The sequence below is a fragment of the Hydrogenophaga sp. OTU3427 genome (assembly GCF_038440225.1).
Taxonomy (GTDB): domain Bacteria; phylum Pseudomonadota; class Gammaproteobacteria; order Burkholderiales; family Burkholderiaceae_C; genus Hydrogenophaga.
The window spans coordinates 24,918-40,664 of record NZ_JASATI010000043.1 but is presented as its reverse complement, the minus strand read 5'-3'; the positions used below and the strand labels follow the sequence as shown (position 1 = coordinate 40,664).

The 15,747-nt window shown below is 61.1% G+C and carries 17 protein-coding genes; 13 read left to right on the top strand and 4 right to left on the bottom strand.

The window, feature by feature from the left end:
* On the top strand, nucleotides 1-314 hold a 314-nt coding region (locus AAHB17_RS19740; protein WP_342132563.1), incomplete at its 5' end, for a YkvA family protein.
* A 244-nt stretch (nucleotides 315-558) separates the two neighbouring features.
* Here AAHB17_RS19740 and AAHB17_RS19735 read toward each other — a convergent pair.
* Nucleotides 559-2,280, bottom strand: coding sequence for an amidohydrolase (locus AAHB17_RS19735; protein ID WP_342132562.1), 1,722 nt, complete (start codon nucleotides 2,278-2,280; stop codon nucleotides 559-561).
* A 671-nt stretch (nucleotides 2,281-2,951) separates the two neighbouring features.
* Here AAHB17_RS19735 and AAHB17_RS19730 point away from each other — a divergent pair.
* A complete protein-coding gene (locus AAHB17_RS19730; RefSeq protein ID WP_342132560.1) occupies nucleotides 2,952-3,272 on the top strand; it encodes a hypothetical protein in 321 nt (106 codons plus the stop codon).
* A 202-nt stretch (nucleotides 3,273-3,474) separates the two neighbouring features.
* On the opposite strand, the gene AAHB17_RS19725 is transcribed toward AAHB17_RS19730, so the two are convergent.
* Nucleotides 3,475-4,611 (bottom strand): ABC transporter substrate-binding protein, encoded by a 1,137-nt coding sequence (locus tag AAHB17_RS19725; protein ID WP_342132559.1) that lies wholly within the window; start codon nucleotides 4,609-4,611, stop codon nucleotides 3,475-3,477.
* 267 nt (nucleotides 4,612-4,878) lie between these two features.
* Here AAHB17_RS19725 and AAHB17_RS19720 point away from each other — a divergent pair, with 267 nt between their 5' ends.
* Entirely contained in the window at nucleotides 4,879-5,667 is a 789-nt protein-coding gene (locus tag AAHB17_RS19720) for an enoyl-CoA hydratase-related protein (RefSeq protein WP_342132558.1), read from the top strand.
* A 34-nt stretch (nucleotides 5,668-5,701) separates the two neighbouring features.
* Here AAHB17_RS19720 and AAHB17_RS19715 read toward each other — a convergent pair whose 3' ends face one another.
* A complete protein-coding gene (locus tag AAHB17_RS19715; protein WP_342132556.1) occupies nucleotides 5,702-6,607 on the bottom strand; it encodes a LysR family transcriptional regulator in 906 nt (301 codons plus the stop codon).
* Between the two features lie 137 nt (nucleotides 6,608-6,744).
* Here AAHB17_RS19715 and AAHB17_RS19710 point away from each other — a divergent pair, with 137 nt between their 5' ends.
* From AAHB17_RS19710 to aroE, 5 genes are read left to right on the top strand one after another with little or no spacing between them, the layout of a single operon-like run.
* Nucleotides 6,745-7,668: a ketopantoate reductase family protein gene (locus tag AAHB17_RS19710; RefSeq protein WP_342132555.1), complete on the top strand. Its 924-nt coding sequence runs from the start codon at nucleotides 6,745-6,747 to the stop codon at nucleotides 7,666-7,668.
* On the top strand, nucleotides 7,665-8,075 hold the full coding sequence (locus tag AAHB17_RS19705; protein WP_342132554.1) for a VOC family protein: 411 nt from the start codon (nucleotides 7,665-7,667) through the stop codon (nucleotides 8,073-8,075). Before AAHB17_RS19710 ends, AAHB17_RS19705 begins: the two co-directional genes overlap by 4 nt.
* Nucleotides 8,076-8,087: 12 nt before the next feature.
* Complete coding sequence (locus tag AAHB17_RS19700; RefSeq protein ID WP_342132553.1) at nucleotides 8,088-8,573, top strand: MaoC family dehydratase; 486 nt, start codon at nucleotides 8,088-8,090, stop codon at nucleotides 8,571-8,573.
* The gene (locus AAHB17_RS19695) at nucleotides 8,573-9,790 is read left to right on the top strand and encodes a CaiB/BaiF CoA transferase family protein (RefSeq protein ID WP_342132552.1); all 1,218 of its coding nucleotides are present in this window, start codon (nucleotides 8,573-8,575) and stop codon (nucleotides 9,788-9,790) included. Before AAHB17_RS19700 ends, AAHB17_RS19695 begins: the two co-directional genes overlap by 1 nt.
* Nucleotides 9,791-9,800: 10 nt before the next feature.
* Nucleotides 9,801-10,622: a shikimate dehydrogenase gene (aroE, locus tag AAHB17_RS19690; protein WP_342132551.1), complete on the top strand. Its 822-nt coding sequence runs from the start codon at nucleotides 9,801-9,803 to the stop codon at nucleotides 10,620-10,622.
* 73 nt (nucleotides 10,623-10,695) lie between these two features.
* On the opposite strand, the gene AAHB17_RS19685 is transcribed toward aroE, so the two are convergent.
* On the bottom strand, nucleotides 10,696-11,283 hold the full coding sequence (locus tag AAHB17_RS19685; protein ID WP_342132550.1) for a flavin reductase family protein: 588 nt from the start codon (nucleotides 11,281-11,283) through the stop codon (nucleotides 10,696-10,698).
* A gap of 319 nt (nucleotides 11,284-11,602) precedes the next feature.
* Between AAHB17_RS19685 and AAHB17_RS19680 the strand changes: the two genes are divergently transcribed.
* Genes AAHB17_RS19680 through AAHB17_RS19660 form a run of 5 tightly spaced genes read left to right on the top strand, consistent with a single transcriptional unit; the run spans nucleotide 11,603 to nucleotide 15,746 of the window.
* Complete coding sequence (locus AAHB17_RS19680) at nucleotides 11,603-11,857, top strand: hypothetical protein (protein ID WP_342132549.1); 255 nt, start codon at nucleotides 11,603-11,605, stop codon at nucleotides 11,855-11,857.
* On the top strand, nucleotides 11,781-13,103 hold the full coding sequence (locus tag AAHB17_RS19675) for an aromatic ring-hydroxylating oxygenase subunit alpha (protein WP_342132548.1): 1,323 nt from the start codon (nucleotides 11,781-11,783) through the stop codon (nucleotides 13,101-13,103). The genes AAHB17_RS19680 and AAHB17_RS19675 overlap by 77 nt, the downstream gene beginning before the upstream one ends.
* A gap of 1 nt (nucleotide 13,104) precedes the next feature.
* Nucleotides 13,105-13,587 (top strand): aromatic-ring-hydroxylating dioxygenase subunit beta, encoded by a 483-nt coding sequence (locus AAHB17_RS19670; RefSeq protein ID WP_342132547.1) that lies wholly within the window; start codon nucleotides 13,105-13,107, stop codon nucleotides 13,585-13,587.
* Entirely contained in the window at nucleotides 13,584-14,111 is a 528-nt protein-coding gene (locus AAHB17_RS19665; protein WP_342132546.1) for a 4-vinyl reductase, read from the top strand. The genes AAHB17_RS19670 and AAHB17_RS19665 overlap by 4 nt, the downstream gene beginning before the upstream one ends.
* A gap of 15 nt (nucleotides 14,112-14,126) precedes the next feature.
* Nucleotides 14,127-15,746: an AMP-binding protein gene (locus tag AAHB17_RS19660; protein WP_342132544.1), complete on the top strand. Its 1,620-nt coding sequence runs from the start codon at nucleotides 14,127-14,129 to the stop codon at nucleotides 15,744-15,746.
* Nucleotide 15,747: the final 1 nt, after the last annotated feature.

Genomic DNA, 15,747 nt, shown 5'->3' with positions numbered 1-15,747 from the left:
AGGTGGCCGTATCCATCGCGGCCGTCAAGGCCTTGTGCGCCTTTGTCGTGGCCTACGCCCTGAGCCCCATCGACCTCATTCCAGATTTCATCCCGGTGCTGGGCTACGTCGATGACGCGCTGCTGTTGCCCGCGTTGATCTGGCTGGCCGTGAAACTGCTGCCGCCCGTGGTGATCGAGGACAGCCGAGAGAAAGCGGACGACTGGATGTTGTCCCATGGGCGCAAGCCCGTCAGCAAGCTTGGCGTCGTGCTCATCGTCGCCTTGTGGATTGCAGCGCTGATCGGCGCCTGGGTGTGGTGGACGCGGCGCTGACGCTCAGGCCATGCCCAGCAGTTGCCTCTGCTCGTCCCAGTCCATCGGCAGCGGCACCATCCGGCTGAGCCTGGTGGCGGACAGTTCCACCGGACAGTCAGCCGAAGGGCTTCTTCCGATTCCTCGACCGGGGTCACGTAGTGCCGCTCCCCCAGTCGAGAATCATCCAAGCGCGCAGATCAGTTGGGCGCCCGAGGCGCGCCCATGATGCACGTGCAAACGGGGCGACGCAGCCTGCATGTCATCACTGCATTGGAACTGACGAGGCCATGTCCCGGTACACCTGTCGGCCGCCCACGTATGTGGCCTCGGCGCGCAGGTCTTCAATGGCTGTTTCAGGCACCGTGAGGTAATCGCCCGAAATCACAACAAAATCCGCCAGCTTGCCGACCTCGATAGATCCCTTTGTATTTGCTTCGGCATTCAGCTCGGCATTGTTGATGGTGAACATACGCAACACTTCCTGGCGCGTCGCGCGTTCGCTTGCACCGTAGACACCGTCGCTTATGGTGTCGCGTGTGATGAAGTGGTACATCGCCCAGAACGGGTTGACGGGCATGTTGCCTGAATCTGTTCCTCCTGCAAGCTTGAATCCCTTGTTCAGGAATGTCCGTACTGGAGTCACATGTTCGGCTCGGTCATGCCCCCAGTAGTTCGACAGTACAGGCGCTGCCACATACAAGTGCGCTTGCACCGACAGCGAAACGCCCAGCGCCTTGATGCGGTCGAGTTGCTCCGCACGGACAACGAACGCATGTTCGATGGTCCACCCGTTCACAGCGCCCGGCTTTTCCGCATCCATCTTCTCCCATACATTGAGCACCTGGTCGAGCGCTGCATCGCCTACGACGTGCACCGCAACGCGGTAGCCGTTTTTGGCCCACTCGCGAGATACCGCCTCATATGCCTGTGCAGAGACTAGGGGAAGACCAAAGAAAGTGCCGTCTTTTCCGTATGGCTCGTTGTATGGCTGGGACATGTAGCCGCCTTCAAAACCGCCATCTACCGAGGTTTTCACGCCCCAAATTCGGACCCACTCATCCCCAGTGCCTTGAGCAAGCTTGGCGTTGGTCAAGATGCCCTGCACTTGTTCGACCGTACTCACTGGTGCCATGGAATTGAGCAGCATTTGGTAGCGCACCGTCAACTTGCCTTGCCGCTGAAGTTCACGGATCAGCGGATAGGCGGCGGGCACGGTGGTCCCTGTAAACATGCCTGGTATCCGTACGGAAGTGATACCAAGCGAGTTCAGCATGCTTTGCATTTGCAGCAAGGCCTCGGAGCCAAACGTAGCTGGCGGAGGCAGTGTCATCAATGATCGGGCATTGTTGATCAGAAGGCCGTTAAGCTGGCCTGCTGCGTCTTTGCCGATCAATCCCCCGGGGGGCGAAACGGTGCTCGCAGTGATGTTCCACTTTGCCAACGCAGCGGTATTGAGCATGGCAGTCAATCCTCCACGATGCAGTACGAGCGGGTTGTTTGGAGCGACAGAGTCCAGTTCGGCAATGGTTGGCATCCGCACTTCTTTGAGCTGTGCCTCATGCCAATCGGAATTGCTTTGGAGGACGTCTCCCGGCGAGGCCCTGCTTACTGCTGCCGAAATTTGGACCAATACCTCTGCGATTGTCCTTGTCTTCGAGAGATTGATGCCTGGCCCGCCTCCTACGCCGTGCAAGTGCCCATCGTTTAAGCCGGGAATAACGGTACGACCACCCAGGTCAACCGTCTTTGTGTCCGCGGTAACCCGCTTTTCTATTTCGGCGCGTGTACCCACCGCAAGAAACTTTCCGTCTTTCACGGCAAAGGCTTCTGCAACAGAATCCTTTGCGTTCACGGTAAGCACCTTGGCGTTGACATAAATCGTGTCTGCGGTAGGCTCTGAAGAGCCCCCACAGGCGATCATTCCGACCGCTAGCGCGGCCGATACGCCCAGTATCAGGGCATGCTTTCTTTGAGCTTTTTGCATTTGTTCCTCTGCTTTTTCCACGAGTGAAGTGGCGGCGCTGATGGCGGCCCACCTCGGGAGACGGATGTGCAGCTGCTGGCACGAACGACCACAGTTTGTTCTTGCACAAACGGCCAATGAAATACTCGGCGCAGCGTGATGCGGCGCGCCATTCGCTCACCTTGAGAGTGAGCGTCACAACCAGAACAGTGCGCCGCTGATTTGATTTGGTCGCGATTCTGTGCAGTGCTATTTACTTTAGGTGTTAACGAACTATGCGTCAAACATTTATGCATGCACTAACATGGGACTTTCCCGTATTGACTGGTTGTGGCACCTCTTCCATCCGCTGTCCAGGTGATCACCGAGATCCAAACGCTGAGGTCGAGCACCGCCTGAGTGCTGGGGACCTCCAAGACGCCGATTGAACTGATCTGACGCCGTACGCCACAGCGTCACGCTCACCGACCACGTTGTTCGGGGTTCTTTACCCTTTGAATGGCGCCCAAGCGCCTCCCCTTCCCTGCGCATGGCCAAGGTTGCTGGCGAGGATTGCGCCATGGCCGACGACCAGGATCACGCCGAACTGGCGTCACGCCTGTACCGTCCGGCGGTGCCACGGGTGAGCCTCCAACTGGCCCCCGACTTTCGACCCGACCCACCAGGAACTCAAGCGCCCCGGCGTCACGCTGATGCCGCCCTGGGAATCGCACGCCAGCTCTTGCGTCACACACAGCGAGTTCGCCAAGACCCAGGCACGCTCGATGCGGCAGGTCCACATCGCCTGGGAGAACCTGTTCGTCGACTACGACGGCTCCACCGTTCCCATCATCGATGCAAGCACGGGCGAAATCACGCAGGCCCAGATCTTCGTGGCCACACTGGGTGCGTCGAACTGCACCTGCACCACACCGTGCCAGACCACCGCCGACTGGATCGGTGCCCAGGTCCAGGCACCCCAATCCTTCGGCGGGGTTCCAGACCGATGGAGCCTGACCAGACCCGTGCGCTGATCAGGCGTCCCGACCGCTACGAACCCGAGAATCGCAGCCACGAGGAGTTCGCAAAGCACCACAGCTGCGCCAGCCCGGGCGCTTGGCCCCCGCATCCGCGTGACAAACCCCAGGCCGAGGGCCCGGTGCTGCTGGTGCAGCGCTGGATCCTGGCGCTGCTGTCTGAACAATCTGCCGACACATACCTGGCCCGCGCTGATGTTTACTTGACCGGTTTGAGCGTGTCGATCACTTGCGTTTTCCCGTTCACAACCTTGACGAAAAAGCTCTCGCGGTCGAGATCCCCTTTGTCGTCGTAGGTCACATCAAACAAGACTCCCGGGTATTTGGACGCAGCGATGCTGAGGCCAGGCATCGCTTTGGCAAAGGCTTTTGAGTCGATTTTTCCCACCTTGTCAAAGCCTGCACGCGCCACGTGCATGCCGATGTAGCCTTTCATCGCGTTGTGGTCGGCCTTGTACTTGTACTCGGCCATGTAGCGTTGAGCAAAAGCCTGCACCGTGGAGTTTGGCGCATCGGCAGTGAGGCCTACGTGAGCAATCACGCCATTGGCAGCGTCTCCAGCGAGTTCAATGACCTTGTCGTTGGCCAAGGTGGTTTCTCCCACGACCGGTTTGTCGAAACCCTGCTTGCGCAAGTCCTTCAGCAGGCGGGCGGACTCTTCTTCGTTGGTGTAAACGAACAATGCGTCTGCGTTGGCTTGCTTGGCCTTCAGAATGGCACTGGAGAAATCGACCTGTCCTTGATCAGTGGAGATGTCCACGGCGATCTTGATGCCCCGGGCCTCGGCAGCTTTCGTGATCATGTCGCGACCACCCTTGCCAAAGTCGTTGTTCACGTAGATGACGGCCAAGGACTTGACTTTCATGTTGTCGCTCAGATACCGGGCGACCTTGGGCATCGCAGCCGCCTGCGTGAAAGAGGCACGGTACACGTACGGGTTGCCTTGCTGCGTGATCGCGGCGGCCTCTCCCCCAATGATGTTGGGAATCTCCGCCCGACGCGTTTCGCCCATCGAGACCAGAATCGACCCGGAGAACACCGGGCCGATCACCAGCGGCGCGCCCTGGTCAATCGCCTTGGCTGCCAGCGCCTTGGCCACACCGGGCTGGGTTTGCGTGTCCCACGATGTGTAGTCCACTTTGCGACCCAGAATGCCGCCACTGGCGTTGATTTCCTTCACCGCCAACTTCACACCGTTGTCGAAATTCACGCCTGCGGTGGTGCCTGGACCTGAGAGCTCCACCAGCCCAAAAATAGGCACGGATTGAGCTTGCGCGACGACCGACAAGCCGGCGATGGTCGTGATCGTGGCGGTTTTTTTGAGCAATTGTTTCATGGTGTCTCCAATGGAATGTGTGACTCTTGACAAGCCGGCGCCGACTCTATGTGTCGCCATAAAATTTGAAAATAAAACAAAAACCATACATAACATTGGAAATTTCAATAAATCCAGCAAATGACCGCACTTTGGCGTGCCGCTGGCTGCCGAGCATGGCTCTAGCCAAAGGGGGGGGGTATTCGCCCACACCCATGACCGACCGGCACCCGCTCGTCCTAACATGCGACCCGCAGGCCCCGCTGTACGGGGTCAACGCCATCCACTATGTCAACAGCCCCCTACCGCTACTGCAGCTACGACATCGAGGGCCCCTTGTTGGTCCTCACCTTGAACCGGCCAGAGGTGCTCAATGCGCTTCACCCGGCAGCGCACCAAGAGCTGGCCGACGCCTTTGATCGTTATGCGGCCGATCCATCGTTGCGGGTTGCTATCGTCACCGGCGCAGGCGAGCGGGCGTTCTGCGTCGGCACGGACCTGAAAACGCTGGCCGCCGACGGAGACCACAGCAAACCGACGACGGGCTTTGCCGGCATCACCCACAGGTTCGACTTGTGGAAACCGCTGATTGCGGCGGTCAATGGGCTCTGTCTCGGCGGCGGCGTCGAAATTCTGGCGGCCTGTGACATCGCCGTTGCGGCAGATCACGCAGAGTTTGGCTTGCCCGAACCCCGCGTGGGGCTGGCCGCCCTGGGCGGCGGCCTGCTGCAGCGCCTGCCTCGGCAGATTGGCATGAAAGACGCCATGCGACTCGTGCTCACAGGCAGCCGGATATCCGCGGCGGAGGCGCAGCGTATTGGACTGCTCAATGAAGTGGTGCCCAAAGCGGAGGTGATGAAACGCGCACGCGAGCTGGCGGCCGACATCCTGGCCTGCGCTCCATTGGCCGTTCAGGCGTCAAAACAAGTGATGCTTCAAAGTCTGGCGGACGCCGATCTGTCCAACACGATGCATTCCAATTACCCATTGGCGCGACAGATGCTGGCCAGCCTCGATGCCATTGAAGGACCTCGGGCATTCGCCGAAAAACGCCAGCCCAACTGGCTGGGCACATAACACAGACCCTGTGGCTGCAACCGAGGGATTCAGGCTATCGATTGGAGCGCAGGAACAACTCGGCGCACACACTGCGCAGCCAGCGGTTGGCCGGATCGTGGTGGTAGCGCCCGTGCCAGTGCTGCTTCACGGTGAAGGACGGAATCTCAAAAGGGCATGGCAACACCCGCAGACCTGCAGCGCGGGCCAGTGTTTCGCCTATGTGTTGTGGCAGCGTGGCCACCAGATCGGTGCTCAGCAAAATGGCCGACAAGCCAAGAAAACCGGGCAGTTTCAAAGCCACCTTGCGCTCGACGCCCAGCTCTTTGAGCGTGGCCTCCAGCAAGGTCTGACCCGTTCCCGCCACGATACCCACATGGTTGGCGTTGACGTAGTCCGCCAATGAAATGGCGCTCTTGAGGCGAGGGTGCCTCGGGTTGGTCAGACATATCCATGTTTGATCAAACAGCACCTGTTGATAGAAACCCGCGTCCAGCCCCGGAATCAAGCCCAGTGCGAGGTCACCCTCGCCCGACTGCAACTCGGCCACCATCTGTGGTCCGATGGAAGCCGCCTCCAATTTCACGTTGGGCGCCAGCGCCCTGACGTGGGTGAACAACTTGGGCAACAAGGTGACGTGGCTTGCGTCGGTCATGAAGATCCTGAACGTGCGATCCGATTGTTTGGGGTCGAAGACCTGTTCCGCTTCGGACAGGCGCCGCATCCCGTCCAGCACCTCGCGCACGGTGGCGATCAACGCGTCCGCCCTGGGTGTGGGCTGCATGGATTGCGCCGTACGAACGAACAGGGGGTCATTGAATTCCCGACGCAGTCGCCCCAAGCCAATGCTCACGGTCGGCTGGCTGTACCCCAGCGCCTCAGCGGTGCGGGTCACGCTACCGGTCGTGTAAAGCAACTCAAATAAACGCAGGTTCTTGATGTCGAGATTGCTGGCATCCATCGCACGGGCAGGTTGTGGTGACAACCGGTTGTGTTGTCATGAAAATTAAAAAACACAATGCTTATTATTCTATTGATTGCATAGACTGAATACCACTGCGACATCAGAATCCGCCCTCATCGAACGAGGAGACGGTTTTGAGAATTGCAGTTCTCGGCGCGGGCGCACTGGGTTGTGCCATCGGCGGCACGCTGGCGAAGGCTGGCAACGAGGTGGTGCTGATCAACCGCAACCGCGCCCACGTAGAGGCGATCAATCGTCACGGTCTCGTCATGCGCACGCCCGAGGGCGAACACGTGGTGCGAACGGCGGCCGCGACCACCGCCCAGGGTTTGGCCGCAGTGGACCTGGTGATCGTGCTGGTCAAGTCGTTTCACACCCATGAGGCGGTTTCGAACGCCGTGGCTCTGGTGGGGCCGGACACCATGGTCTTGTCGCTCCAGAATGGTCTGGGCCACGAAGACATCCTGGCTGAACTGGTGGGACGTGAACATGTGCTCGCGGGCAAGACCTACGTGGGCGGGGTGCTGCTGGCGCCGGGCCGGATCATCAGCGGCGTGAAGGGCAAAGAGACCCTGATCGGCGAGCTGGATGGTCACGTCAGCGAACGTGCACGTCGCATCGCCACCACCTTCAACCGTGCGGGCCTGGTCACCACGGTGAGCGACAACATCATGGGCACCATGTGGGACAAGCTGCTCATCAACGTCTCCACCGGCGCGCTCAGCGGCATCACGCGCCTGCCCTATGGTCCGCTCTACCGCATTCCCGAAATCGCCACCACGGCCATCGCCGCGGTGCAGGAAGCCATGGACGTGGCCGCTGCCTCTGGCGTGAGACTCAGCTACAGCGACCCGCGCGATGCCTGGCTCAAGGCCAGCGCCGGCCTGCCCGACGACTTCAAGACCTCCATGCTGCAGAGTCTGGAGAAAGGCTCCATCACCGAGATCGACTTCATCAACGGGGCCGTGGTTCGCTGGGGTCAGCGCTGCGGCGTACCCACCCCCGTCAACCAGACCCTGGTCGCCTGCATCAAAGGCATTGAAAGGACTTTGGCATGAACACCACCTTCACGCCGCCCACCCGGGCCTACGTTGAACACGTGGCGGTGCGCGTCAGCGACATCCACTGGCACATCCGGTTTTTCCATGAAGTGCTGGGTATGGACGTGCGCGAGATCGACGGCCCGACCGACGACCCACGCCAATACTGGACCGTCGGGGGCATGCAGTTGATGGCCACGCCCGGGTTTTCAGCGGCACCGAGCGTCGAGGCCGGCTGGCTGGCCCACCTGGGAGTGATGGTCGATGACCTGGAGGCGGCCATCGCAGCGGCACAGCCCTTCGGCGTGAAAGCGCTCCCACAAGGCCGCAACTGGCTGCAGTTGCCCGACGGCCTGGCCGTCGAACTCATCCAGGCCGCGCCCGGCAGCGTCGCGCAGGCCCTGGCCGTGAAACCCCGCGCTTGAAGCACACCGACCATGAAAATCACCCCCCCCGTCATTCAATTCAAAACGCCCGAGAAATATTGGGACGATGCCACCGAAGGTGATGTCTGCATCAGCCCCACCTACGAGGTGACCGAGGACCGCATCAATGCCTACGCGGTGCTCACGGGCGACCACACACCCGTGCACATCGATGAAGACTACGCCAGAACGACGCCCTTCGGCACCCGCGTGGCGCACGGCCTGTTCGGCCTGTCTATCGCTGACGGCCTGAAGACACAGAGCGAGTACCGCTTCCTGCCCGGCATGTCGCTGGGCTGGACATGGGACTTTCTGCTGCCCATCAAGATCAACGACACGCTGCACGTGAAGTTCAGCGTCACCGGCCTGCGCGCCAGCAAGAGCCGTCCCGGCTGGGGCATCGTGATCCTGCCTTCCGAACTCATCAACCAGCACGGCGACGTGGTGCACAAGGGCGAACACCGCCTCATGATTCCGCGCCGCCCGGGAGCCTTCTGATGCAAGCCCTCCCCCTCCAAGGCATCCGTGTCATCGACTACAGCCACTTTCTGGCCGGCCCCTATGTGGGCCGCTGCCTGGCCGCGCTGGGCGCCGAAGTCATCAAGGTCGAGCGCCCTGGCACCGGTGACGCGGGTCGCCAGCACGCCCACGTCATCGATGAGCAACAAAGCGGCTACTTCCTACAACTCAACATGGGCAAACAGGGCGTCAGCGTCGACATGAAGGACCCGCGCGGCAAAGACTTCATGTTGAAACTCTGCGACAGCGCTGACGTGTTCATCGAGAACTATCGCCCCGGTGCGCTGGACAAGCTGGGCTTGGGCTATGCCGAGTTGTCCAAGCGAAACCCCAGACTGGTGTATTGCTCCATCTCTGCCTACGGCCACACCGGACCGGACGCCCACCGCGCCGGCTTTGGCCTGATCGCCGAGGCCAAGAGCGGCATCATGCAGATGGTGGGCAATCCAGGCGAAGCGCCTCCCCTGCTGCGCATTTCGCTGGGTGACATGTACACCGGCATCCATGCGGTGGCCGCCATCAACGCGGCCTTGCTCGGCCGCGTCAACAGCGGCAAGGGCCAGCACATCGACATGGCGCTGTACGACACGCTGGTGTCCATGCACGAGTACGCGGTGCAGTGCTACACCTTGTCGGGTGGCACCGTGCTGCCGCAGCAGACCGGCCACGACATGCCGACGTCGACCCTGTACGGCGTGTTCCGCGCCAACGACGGTGACCTCGTGATCGCCGCTCAGGTGGACGACGCTTGGAAGCGTTTCGCCACGTTGCTGGAACAGCATGGTGGTCCCGCCGGGTTCGGCGCCGACACACGCTTTCACAGCCTCAATGGCCGCAATGCACACCGCGTGGAAATCCTGACTGCCGTCAAAGCCTGGGTCGCTGCCCGTTCTGTGGCCACGGTGCTGGACCTGCTCGACGGCATCGACGTACCGGCCGCCAAGGTCCAACGCATCGACGAGGTCATCCAGGACCCGCAGATTCAAGCGCGGGGCATGGTGATGGAACAGGAGCACCCGCGCTACGGCAAACTGCGCCTGCCCAACCTGCCTTTCCGCTTCTCCGACTGCGACACCACCATCCGTCAGGTGGCACCCGATCTGGGCCAGCACAACGCCGAGGTGGCGGCCACACTGGGCTTCAGCCCAGCCGAGATCACGGCGATGGTGGCCGATGGCGTCTTGTTTTCGAAGTGAGGACCACCCCATGAGCGACCACTACGCCGTGATCGGCAACCCCATAGGCCACACCAAATCGCCCCTCATCCACGGCATGTTTGCCGAAATGACCCGGCAAAACCTCGTCTACACCGCCATCGAAGGCAGCTTGGGAGGGTTCGCCACCGATGTCGACCGCTTCCGCCAGGCAGGTGGACGCGGCATGAACGTGACGGCACCATTCAAACTGGACGCCTTCGCATACGCCACCGAACACTCGGATCGGGCTCGCCTGGCCGGCGCGGTGAATGCTCTCAAGTTCGATGGTGATCGGGTGTTGGCTGAGAACTTCGATGGTATCGGTCTGACCCGCGACGTGGTGCACAACCTCGGCTGTCCGCTCAAGGACAAACGGGTGCTGCTGCTGGGCGCGGGCGGCGCGGCGCGTGGGGCCTTGTTGCCCTTCCTGGCGCAAGGCCCGACCGTGCTCGACATCGCCAACCGCACCCTGGAGGAAGCACAGGCGCTTGCCCAGGAAGTGGCCGACCTCGGCACGGTGCGTGCACTTCGTTATGCCCATTTGGAAACGGAACAATACGACCTGGTGTTCAACGCCACCTCGGCCAGCCTGCGCGGGGAACTGCCACCGGTGCCTGCCACCGTGTTTGCGCCCGGCGCGTTGGCCTACGAACTGGCCTACGGCAAAGGGCTCACGCCTTTTCTGCGCTTGGCACAAGGGGCCGGCGTTCAGCAACTGGCTGACGGGGTGGGCATGCTGGTGGAACAGGCCGCCGAGGCCTTCGCGTGGTGGCGCGGCGTGCGCCCGCAGACGCAGGATGTGATCGATCAGCTCAAGATCCCGCTCGTTTGACAGGAGCGATCTTCTCAAGCGTTGGAGTCTCCTCAAAATCCGGGGCGGTTCACGGCAGCGGGATTTGCGTCTCCTACGTGATCGTCACGACTTTGCCGAGCGTCGCGTAGTTGGGGCCTCCCAATCGCGAGATCGGGTCGAGATCTGCTGCCGTGATCTTGTTGTCGATGGCGAGGCCATCACGAACGTGAAAACGCAGCACCTCCCCCACGATCAAACGGCTTGGCTCTCGGCCCAACTCCAGGCATTGATGCAATCGACATTCCAGTGCGGCCGGTGCCTGCGCGATGCGCGGCGTCTGAATGTGATGACTGGGATGGACTGCGAGACCCAGCGCGTCGACTTCACTCACGTCGGGCGGGTATTCGAAGGAGCTCTGATGTACAGCGCCAAGCAATGCGTGATTGGCCACGTTCACCACGAACTCCTTGCGTGCGAGGATGTTGCGCGCCGTGTCCTTGAGGTCGCCGTTGCGCATGCCTACGCTGATCGCGATCATCGGGGGAGCGTGTGAGACGAAGGTAAAGGCCGAGAAGGGCGCGAGGTTGATTTTTCCCTCCGCGTTGAGCGTGCTCACCCACGCAATGGGGCGCGGCACCACAACACCCGTCATGAGTTTGTACGCCTGCTGCAACGTCAGGTCGGATGCATCGAAATCCATAACAGCTCCTGTGTGTATCTATCAAACCAGACACCCTCTTGGACATGGTCCGAGGGGCTCTGAAATCTCGGATGACTGCCCCGCGGGCGAGCCCATCAAGGCACCCGGCACCACGAAGGACAGTCCGGTCTGCTGACCTCCAAAAGCCTCCGCCGCCCTTGAACCCAAGGCATCAAGACGAAGCCGAAGATCCACACGGCGCTGAAAACCGGTGCACTCACACCGCGACCCCCAGCCCAGCAGCGCCTCCACGCCGCGCGTGGTCAGTCCCCACTCGGACTGAGTGCTTAGCCAAACAACCCCTATGAAGCTTCCACCCATGATTCAGTATACCTTTGAATATAATTTTTATCTCATTTTTACCACTGTTATCCATATAACCAAATTTATCGAAGTGAATTTCGAAATTTGCCCGCGTAAATCGCTCGGATTTTCAATGAAAACCGGTGCTCGTTCTTATTTTGGTATACTTTTAACACCGCATTATGGAATAGAAGATGAGACACAGCAAAAAACTGGGACACATGCAGCATCTGGTGAAAGAGGACTGCGTTCATCGGGACGTGTACCTTGACGAGGCACTGTTTGCTCAGGAGCAGCAAGAGCTGTTCGCCAACGCATGGACCTACCTGGGCCACGACAGCCAAATTCCGGCAACCGGCGACTTCTTTACCTTGGACGTCGCGGGGCAACCCTTCGTGGCGCTGCGAGACCAAGAAGGTCAGGTTCGGGTGTTTCACAACCGCTGCCCCCACCGTGGCGCCAAACTGTTTGCGGCTGAATCGGGCCGCCTGGACGGTCGCTTCATCCGCTGCGCCTACCACTCATGGTCATTTCGTCTGAACGGTGCGCCGATTTCGATGCCCCTGAAGGAGGGATACGAGGGAACGAACATGGCGTGCAGTCCGGCCGGCGAAGGGATGAAGCCCATAGGGGCGCTTCAGGTCTACCGTGGCTTCATCTTCGGTCGGGTCAACCCGCAGGGGATGGATTTCCGAGACTACTTTGGTGACGTGTTGTCCTCGATCGACCTCATGGTGGATCGATCGCCCAAAGGTGAGCTCCAGATTGAGGGGGGGGTGCTTCGCAACACGATTGCCTGCAACTGGAAGCTGTACCTGGAAAACATCAATGATTCAGTGCACCCCGTATCCACACACGAGTCAGCGGTGCGCGCGGCCCAGTCGGTGGCGGACGACTGGAATCTGGGCACCAACGTACCCATGGCGTTTGAGCAGATCCTGCCCTTTGGACAGCGCTACGACTTTTTCAAAGAGATGGGCGGGCAAGTGTTCCCGCACGGCCACAGCATCTCGGGCACCAAATTCAGTATCCACTCCGGCTACGGCGTCATGCCGGAGTACGTCTCCGCATTGCAAGCCGCTCATGGCGAGGCGCGCACCAAGGAAATACTGGAGCGCTCACCACAAAATACCGTGCTGTACCCCAGTCTGGCACTCAAGGGATCCCCACAGACGATCCGCGTGATTCGCCCTGTCGCTGTCAACCGCACCGTGATCGAATCGTGGAATTTCCGAACGGTGGATGGCCCCGAGCTGCTGCTCGATCGCGCCCTGACCTACAGCCGACTGGTCTATTCCCCCATGTCGGTGGTCGCACACGATGACGTGCACTTGTTTGAAATGCAACAACAAGGGTTGCGCTCGAACGCCAACGAATGGATCAGCTTGCACCGCGAATACGAGGCAAGCGAAACGGCGGAACCGACCCGCATGTGCAGCGGCACCAGCGAGTTGCTGCTGCGGAACTTCCACCGTGCCTGGGTGACATTCATGACGTCAGAAAGCCAGGAGGCGTGACATGACCATCAACCATCAAGCCCTGATCGATCTGATCTACCTCGACGCGCTGCTGCTGGACGAGGAACGCTACGACGAATGGCTGGCGCTCTTCGCTGAGGACGGCCGCTACTGGGTGCCCCTCAAAGGACGGCTGCAGACAGAAAACGAAAAATACAACGCCATCGCCGACGAAGACCGGCTGTTGCTCGCGTTGCGCATCGAACGTCTGAAAACTGGCCGGGCGCACTCGCAGCAACCCAACAGCACTGGGCAACATGTGCTGCAGAAGCCGATGCTGATGGAAAGCGATGAAAACGCCGGTGTCTTTGTGATGCGTACCCCTTTCAGCTATGCCGAAAGCCGGGGAGAAGACCTGGTGACGCTGCATGGCCACTATATCCACCGCATCGTCCATGTCGACGGGCAGCTTCGCATCGCGCTCAAGCGGGTGAACCTGGTCAACGCAAATGCGCGTCTGCCCATGATCCAGCTGTTCCCATGAGCGGCAGCGCCACCCTGCAGGATCGTCTGCTGTTTGACACCGAGCGTGGTCAAGTGCTGGATCAGGACCGGCGCTACATTCTCATGCGCGCCGACGTGCTCATGGGCATGTTCTCCGAACTGCCCGAACACAGCCGCGCCGATGTGCTGCAAGCCTTTGCACGATCCGTATTCCGTCACGGCGGAAAGAGCGTAAGCGCCTACGCGCTGGGCGTGGGCAACGCACCCGAGGCGCTGTTCAACACAGCAGGCGCCGGTGCCGCCTCCCTGGGCTGGGGCGTATGGACCTTTGAACACCGGCCCCGCGAATGCATCCTGCGGGTGAAGAACAGTCCTTTTGCCCGTGCGGCCGGTCCGAGCCAGCGCCCCGTGTGCGCACCCATTCTGGGGATGTTCCAGGCCGTTTGCAGCCACGCCTGGCAACGACCCGTCGCGGTCCTGGAGACCCGATGCTGCGCTTGCGCTAACGACCACCCACCCCACACTGGCGAGGAATGCACTTTCCACGCGTCCCTTCAACTCTGATCGACACCCCCCGCGATGAACACCGTTTACGAGCGATTCCACCAAAGCGCACAGCGTTGGGCCGACACCGAATTCCTCCATGTCGAGGCGGTCACGGCCAAGACCTATGGCATCGAAGCCCGTTCCTACACATGGACGCAGGCATCGAATGAAGTCGAGCGGCTGCGTGCCGCCTACATCGAGGCAGGGTACGGACACGGCCACCGCGTGGGCTTGATGCTGGAAAACCGCCCCATCTACTTTTTCCACTGGCTGGCCCTGAACGGCCTGGGCGTGAGCGTGGTACCGCTGAGCGCCGAGATGCGTTCTGCCGAACTGGAATACCTCATCGGCCACAGCGAAATCGCCCTGGCCGTCGTCTTGCCCGATCGCACGGCCTTGATCACGTCGGCAGCCGAAACCGCCGGCATCCCGACCCGCGTGGCCGACGCGCAGGCCACCGTGTTTCCAGCGCCTGCCATCCCCGCGACACAGGCACATGCACCGGACCGATCCACGGAATGCGCGCTGCTCTACACCTCCGGCACCACCGGCCGCCCCAAAGGCTGCCGGCTGACCAACGACTACTTCCTGTACACCGGCGACTGGTACACCTCATTGGGCGGTCACTGCCCGGTTCGACCGGGCGTGGAGCGCATCATGACGCCACTGCCGCTGAACCACGTCAACGCCATGTGCTTCTCCGCCATGGCCGTGATCACCGCCGGAGGCTGCATCATCCAGCTGGATCGCTTCCACCCCAAGTCATGGTGGGAATCGGTGCGTGCCGCAGGTGCGACCATCGTTCACTACCTGGGCGTCATGCCCGCCATGCTCCTGTCGGCCCCGCCCGCCGAATCGGACATCCGGCATTCGGTGCGCTGGGGTTTTGGCGCGGGGGTGGGTGCAGCCGATCACTCGGTGTTCGAGCAACGTTTTGGCTTCCCTCTGGTGGAAGGCTGGGCCATGACCGAAACCGGTGCCGGCGCCGCCATCCACGCCCACCAGGGTGAACGCCACATCGGAACCCACTACATCGGTCAACCTTCCTCTCAAGTGCAGGTGCGCGTGGTGGCGGAGGATGGCGGCGAGGCGCCGGCAGGCCAGACGGGTGAATTGCTCGTGCGCGCCAGCGGGACCGATCCTCGCCGTCACTTCTTCGCCGGTTACCTGAAGGATGAAGCGGCCACGGCGGAGGCATGGGCCGGTGGCTGGTTCCACACCGGCGACGTGGTGCGCCGTGACGAGAGCGGTGGGCTCTATTTCGTGGACCGCAAAAAGAACGTGATCCGACGCAGCGGTGAGAACATCTCCGCGGTGGAAGTCGAGTCCGTGCTGAACAAGCACCCGGCGGTGAAAACCGCGGCCGTGGCGGCGACGCCCGATCCGGTGCGCGGCGACGAAGTGTTGGCTTGTGTGATCGCGCGGGACACCGTGCCGGAGGAACAACGCCAGGAGATTGCCGCCAGCATCGTGCGGTGGTCGCTGGACCGCCTCGCGTACTACAAGGCGCCTGGCTATGTCGCATTCGTGGATGCACTGCCCGTGACCAGCTCGCAAAAAATCCAGCGCGGGGAACTGAAAACGCTCGCAGCCCAGCTTCCAGGACAGGGGCGTTGCATCGACACCCGCCATCTGAAAAACAGGCAGTCCTGAG

What these genes read in the sequence shown, in the direction of transcription:
- AAHB17_RS19735 (WP_342132562.1), bottom strand. Translation starts at nt 2,280, where the DNA reads ATGCAAAAAGCTCAAAGAAAGCATGCCCTGATACTGGGCGTATCGGCC.
- AAHB17_RS19730 (WP_342132560.1), top strand. Translation starts at nt 2,952, where the DNA reads ATGCCGCCCTGGGAATCGCACGCCAGCTCTTGCGTCACACACAGCGAG.
- AAHB17_RS19725 (WP_342132559.1), bottom strand. Translation starts at nt 4,611, where the DNA reads ATGAAACAATTGCTCAAAAAAACCGCCACGATCACGACCATCGCCGGC.
- AAHB17_RS19720 (WP_342132558.1), top strand. Translation starts at nt 4,879, where the DNA reads ATGTCAACAGCCCCCTACCGCTACTGCAGCTACGACATCGAGGGCCCC.
- AAHB17_RS19715 (WP_342132556.1), bottom strand. Translation starts at nt 6,607, where the DNA reads ATGGATGCCAGCAATCTCGACATCAAGAACCTGCGTTTATTTGAGTTG.
- AAHB17_RS19705 (WP_342132554.1), top strand. Translation starts at nt 7,665, where the DNA reads ATGAACACCACCTTCACGCCGCCCACCCGGGCCTACGTTGAACACGTG.
- AAHB17_RS19700 (WP_342132553.1), top strand. Translation starts at nt 8,088, where the DNA reads ATGAAAATCACCCCCCCCGTCATTCAATTCAAAACGCCCGAGAAATAT.
- AAHB17_RS19695 (WP_342132552.1), top strand. Translation starts at nt 8,573, where the DNA reads ATGCAAGCCCTCCCCCTCCAAGGCATCCGTGTCATCGACTACAGCCAC.
- aroE (WP_342132551.1), top strand. Translation starts at nt 9,801, where the DNA reads ATGAGCGACCACTACGCCGTGATCGGCAACCCCATAGGCCACACCAAA.
- AAHB17_RS19685 (WP_342132550.1), bottom strand. Translation starts at nt 11,283, where the DNA reads ATGGATTTCGATGCATCCGACCTGACGTTGCAGCAGGCGTACAAACTC.
- AAHB17_RS19680 (WP_342132549.1), top strand. Translation starts at nt 11,603, where the DNA reads ATGATTCAGTATACCTTTGAATATAATTTTTATCTCATTTTTACCACT.
- AAHB17_RS19675 (WP_342132548.1), top strand. Translation starts at nt 11,781, where the DNA reads ATGAGACACAGCAAAAAACTGGGACACATGCAGCATCTGGTGAAAGAG.
- AAHB17_RS19670 (WP_342132547.1), top strand. Translation starts at nt 13,105, where the DNA reads ATGACCATCAACCATCAAGCCCTGATCGATCTGATCTACCTCGACGCG.
- AAHB17_RS19665 (WP_342132546.1), top strand. Translation starts at nt 13,584, where the DNA reads ATGAGCGGCAGCGCCACCCTGCAGGATCGTCTGCTGTTTGACACCGAG.
- AAHB17_RS19660 (WP_342132544.1), top strand. Translation starts at nt 14,127, where the DNA reads ATGAACACCGTTTACGAGCGATTCCACCAAAGCGCACAGCGTTGGGCC.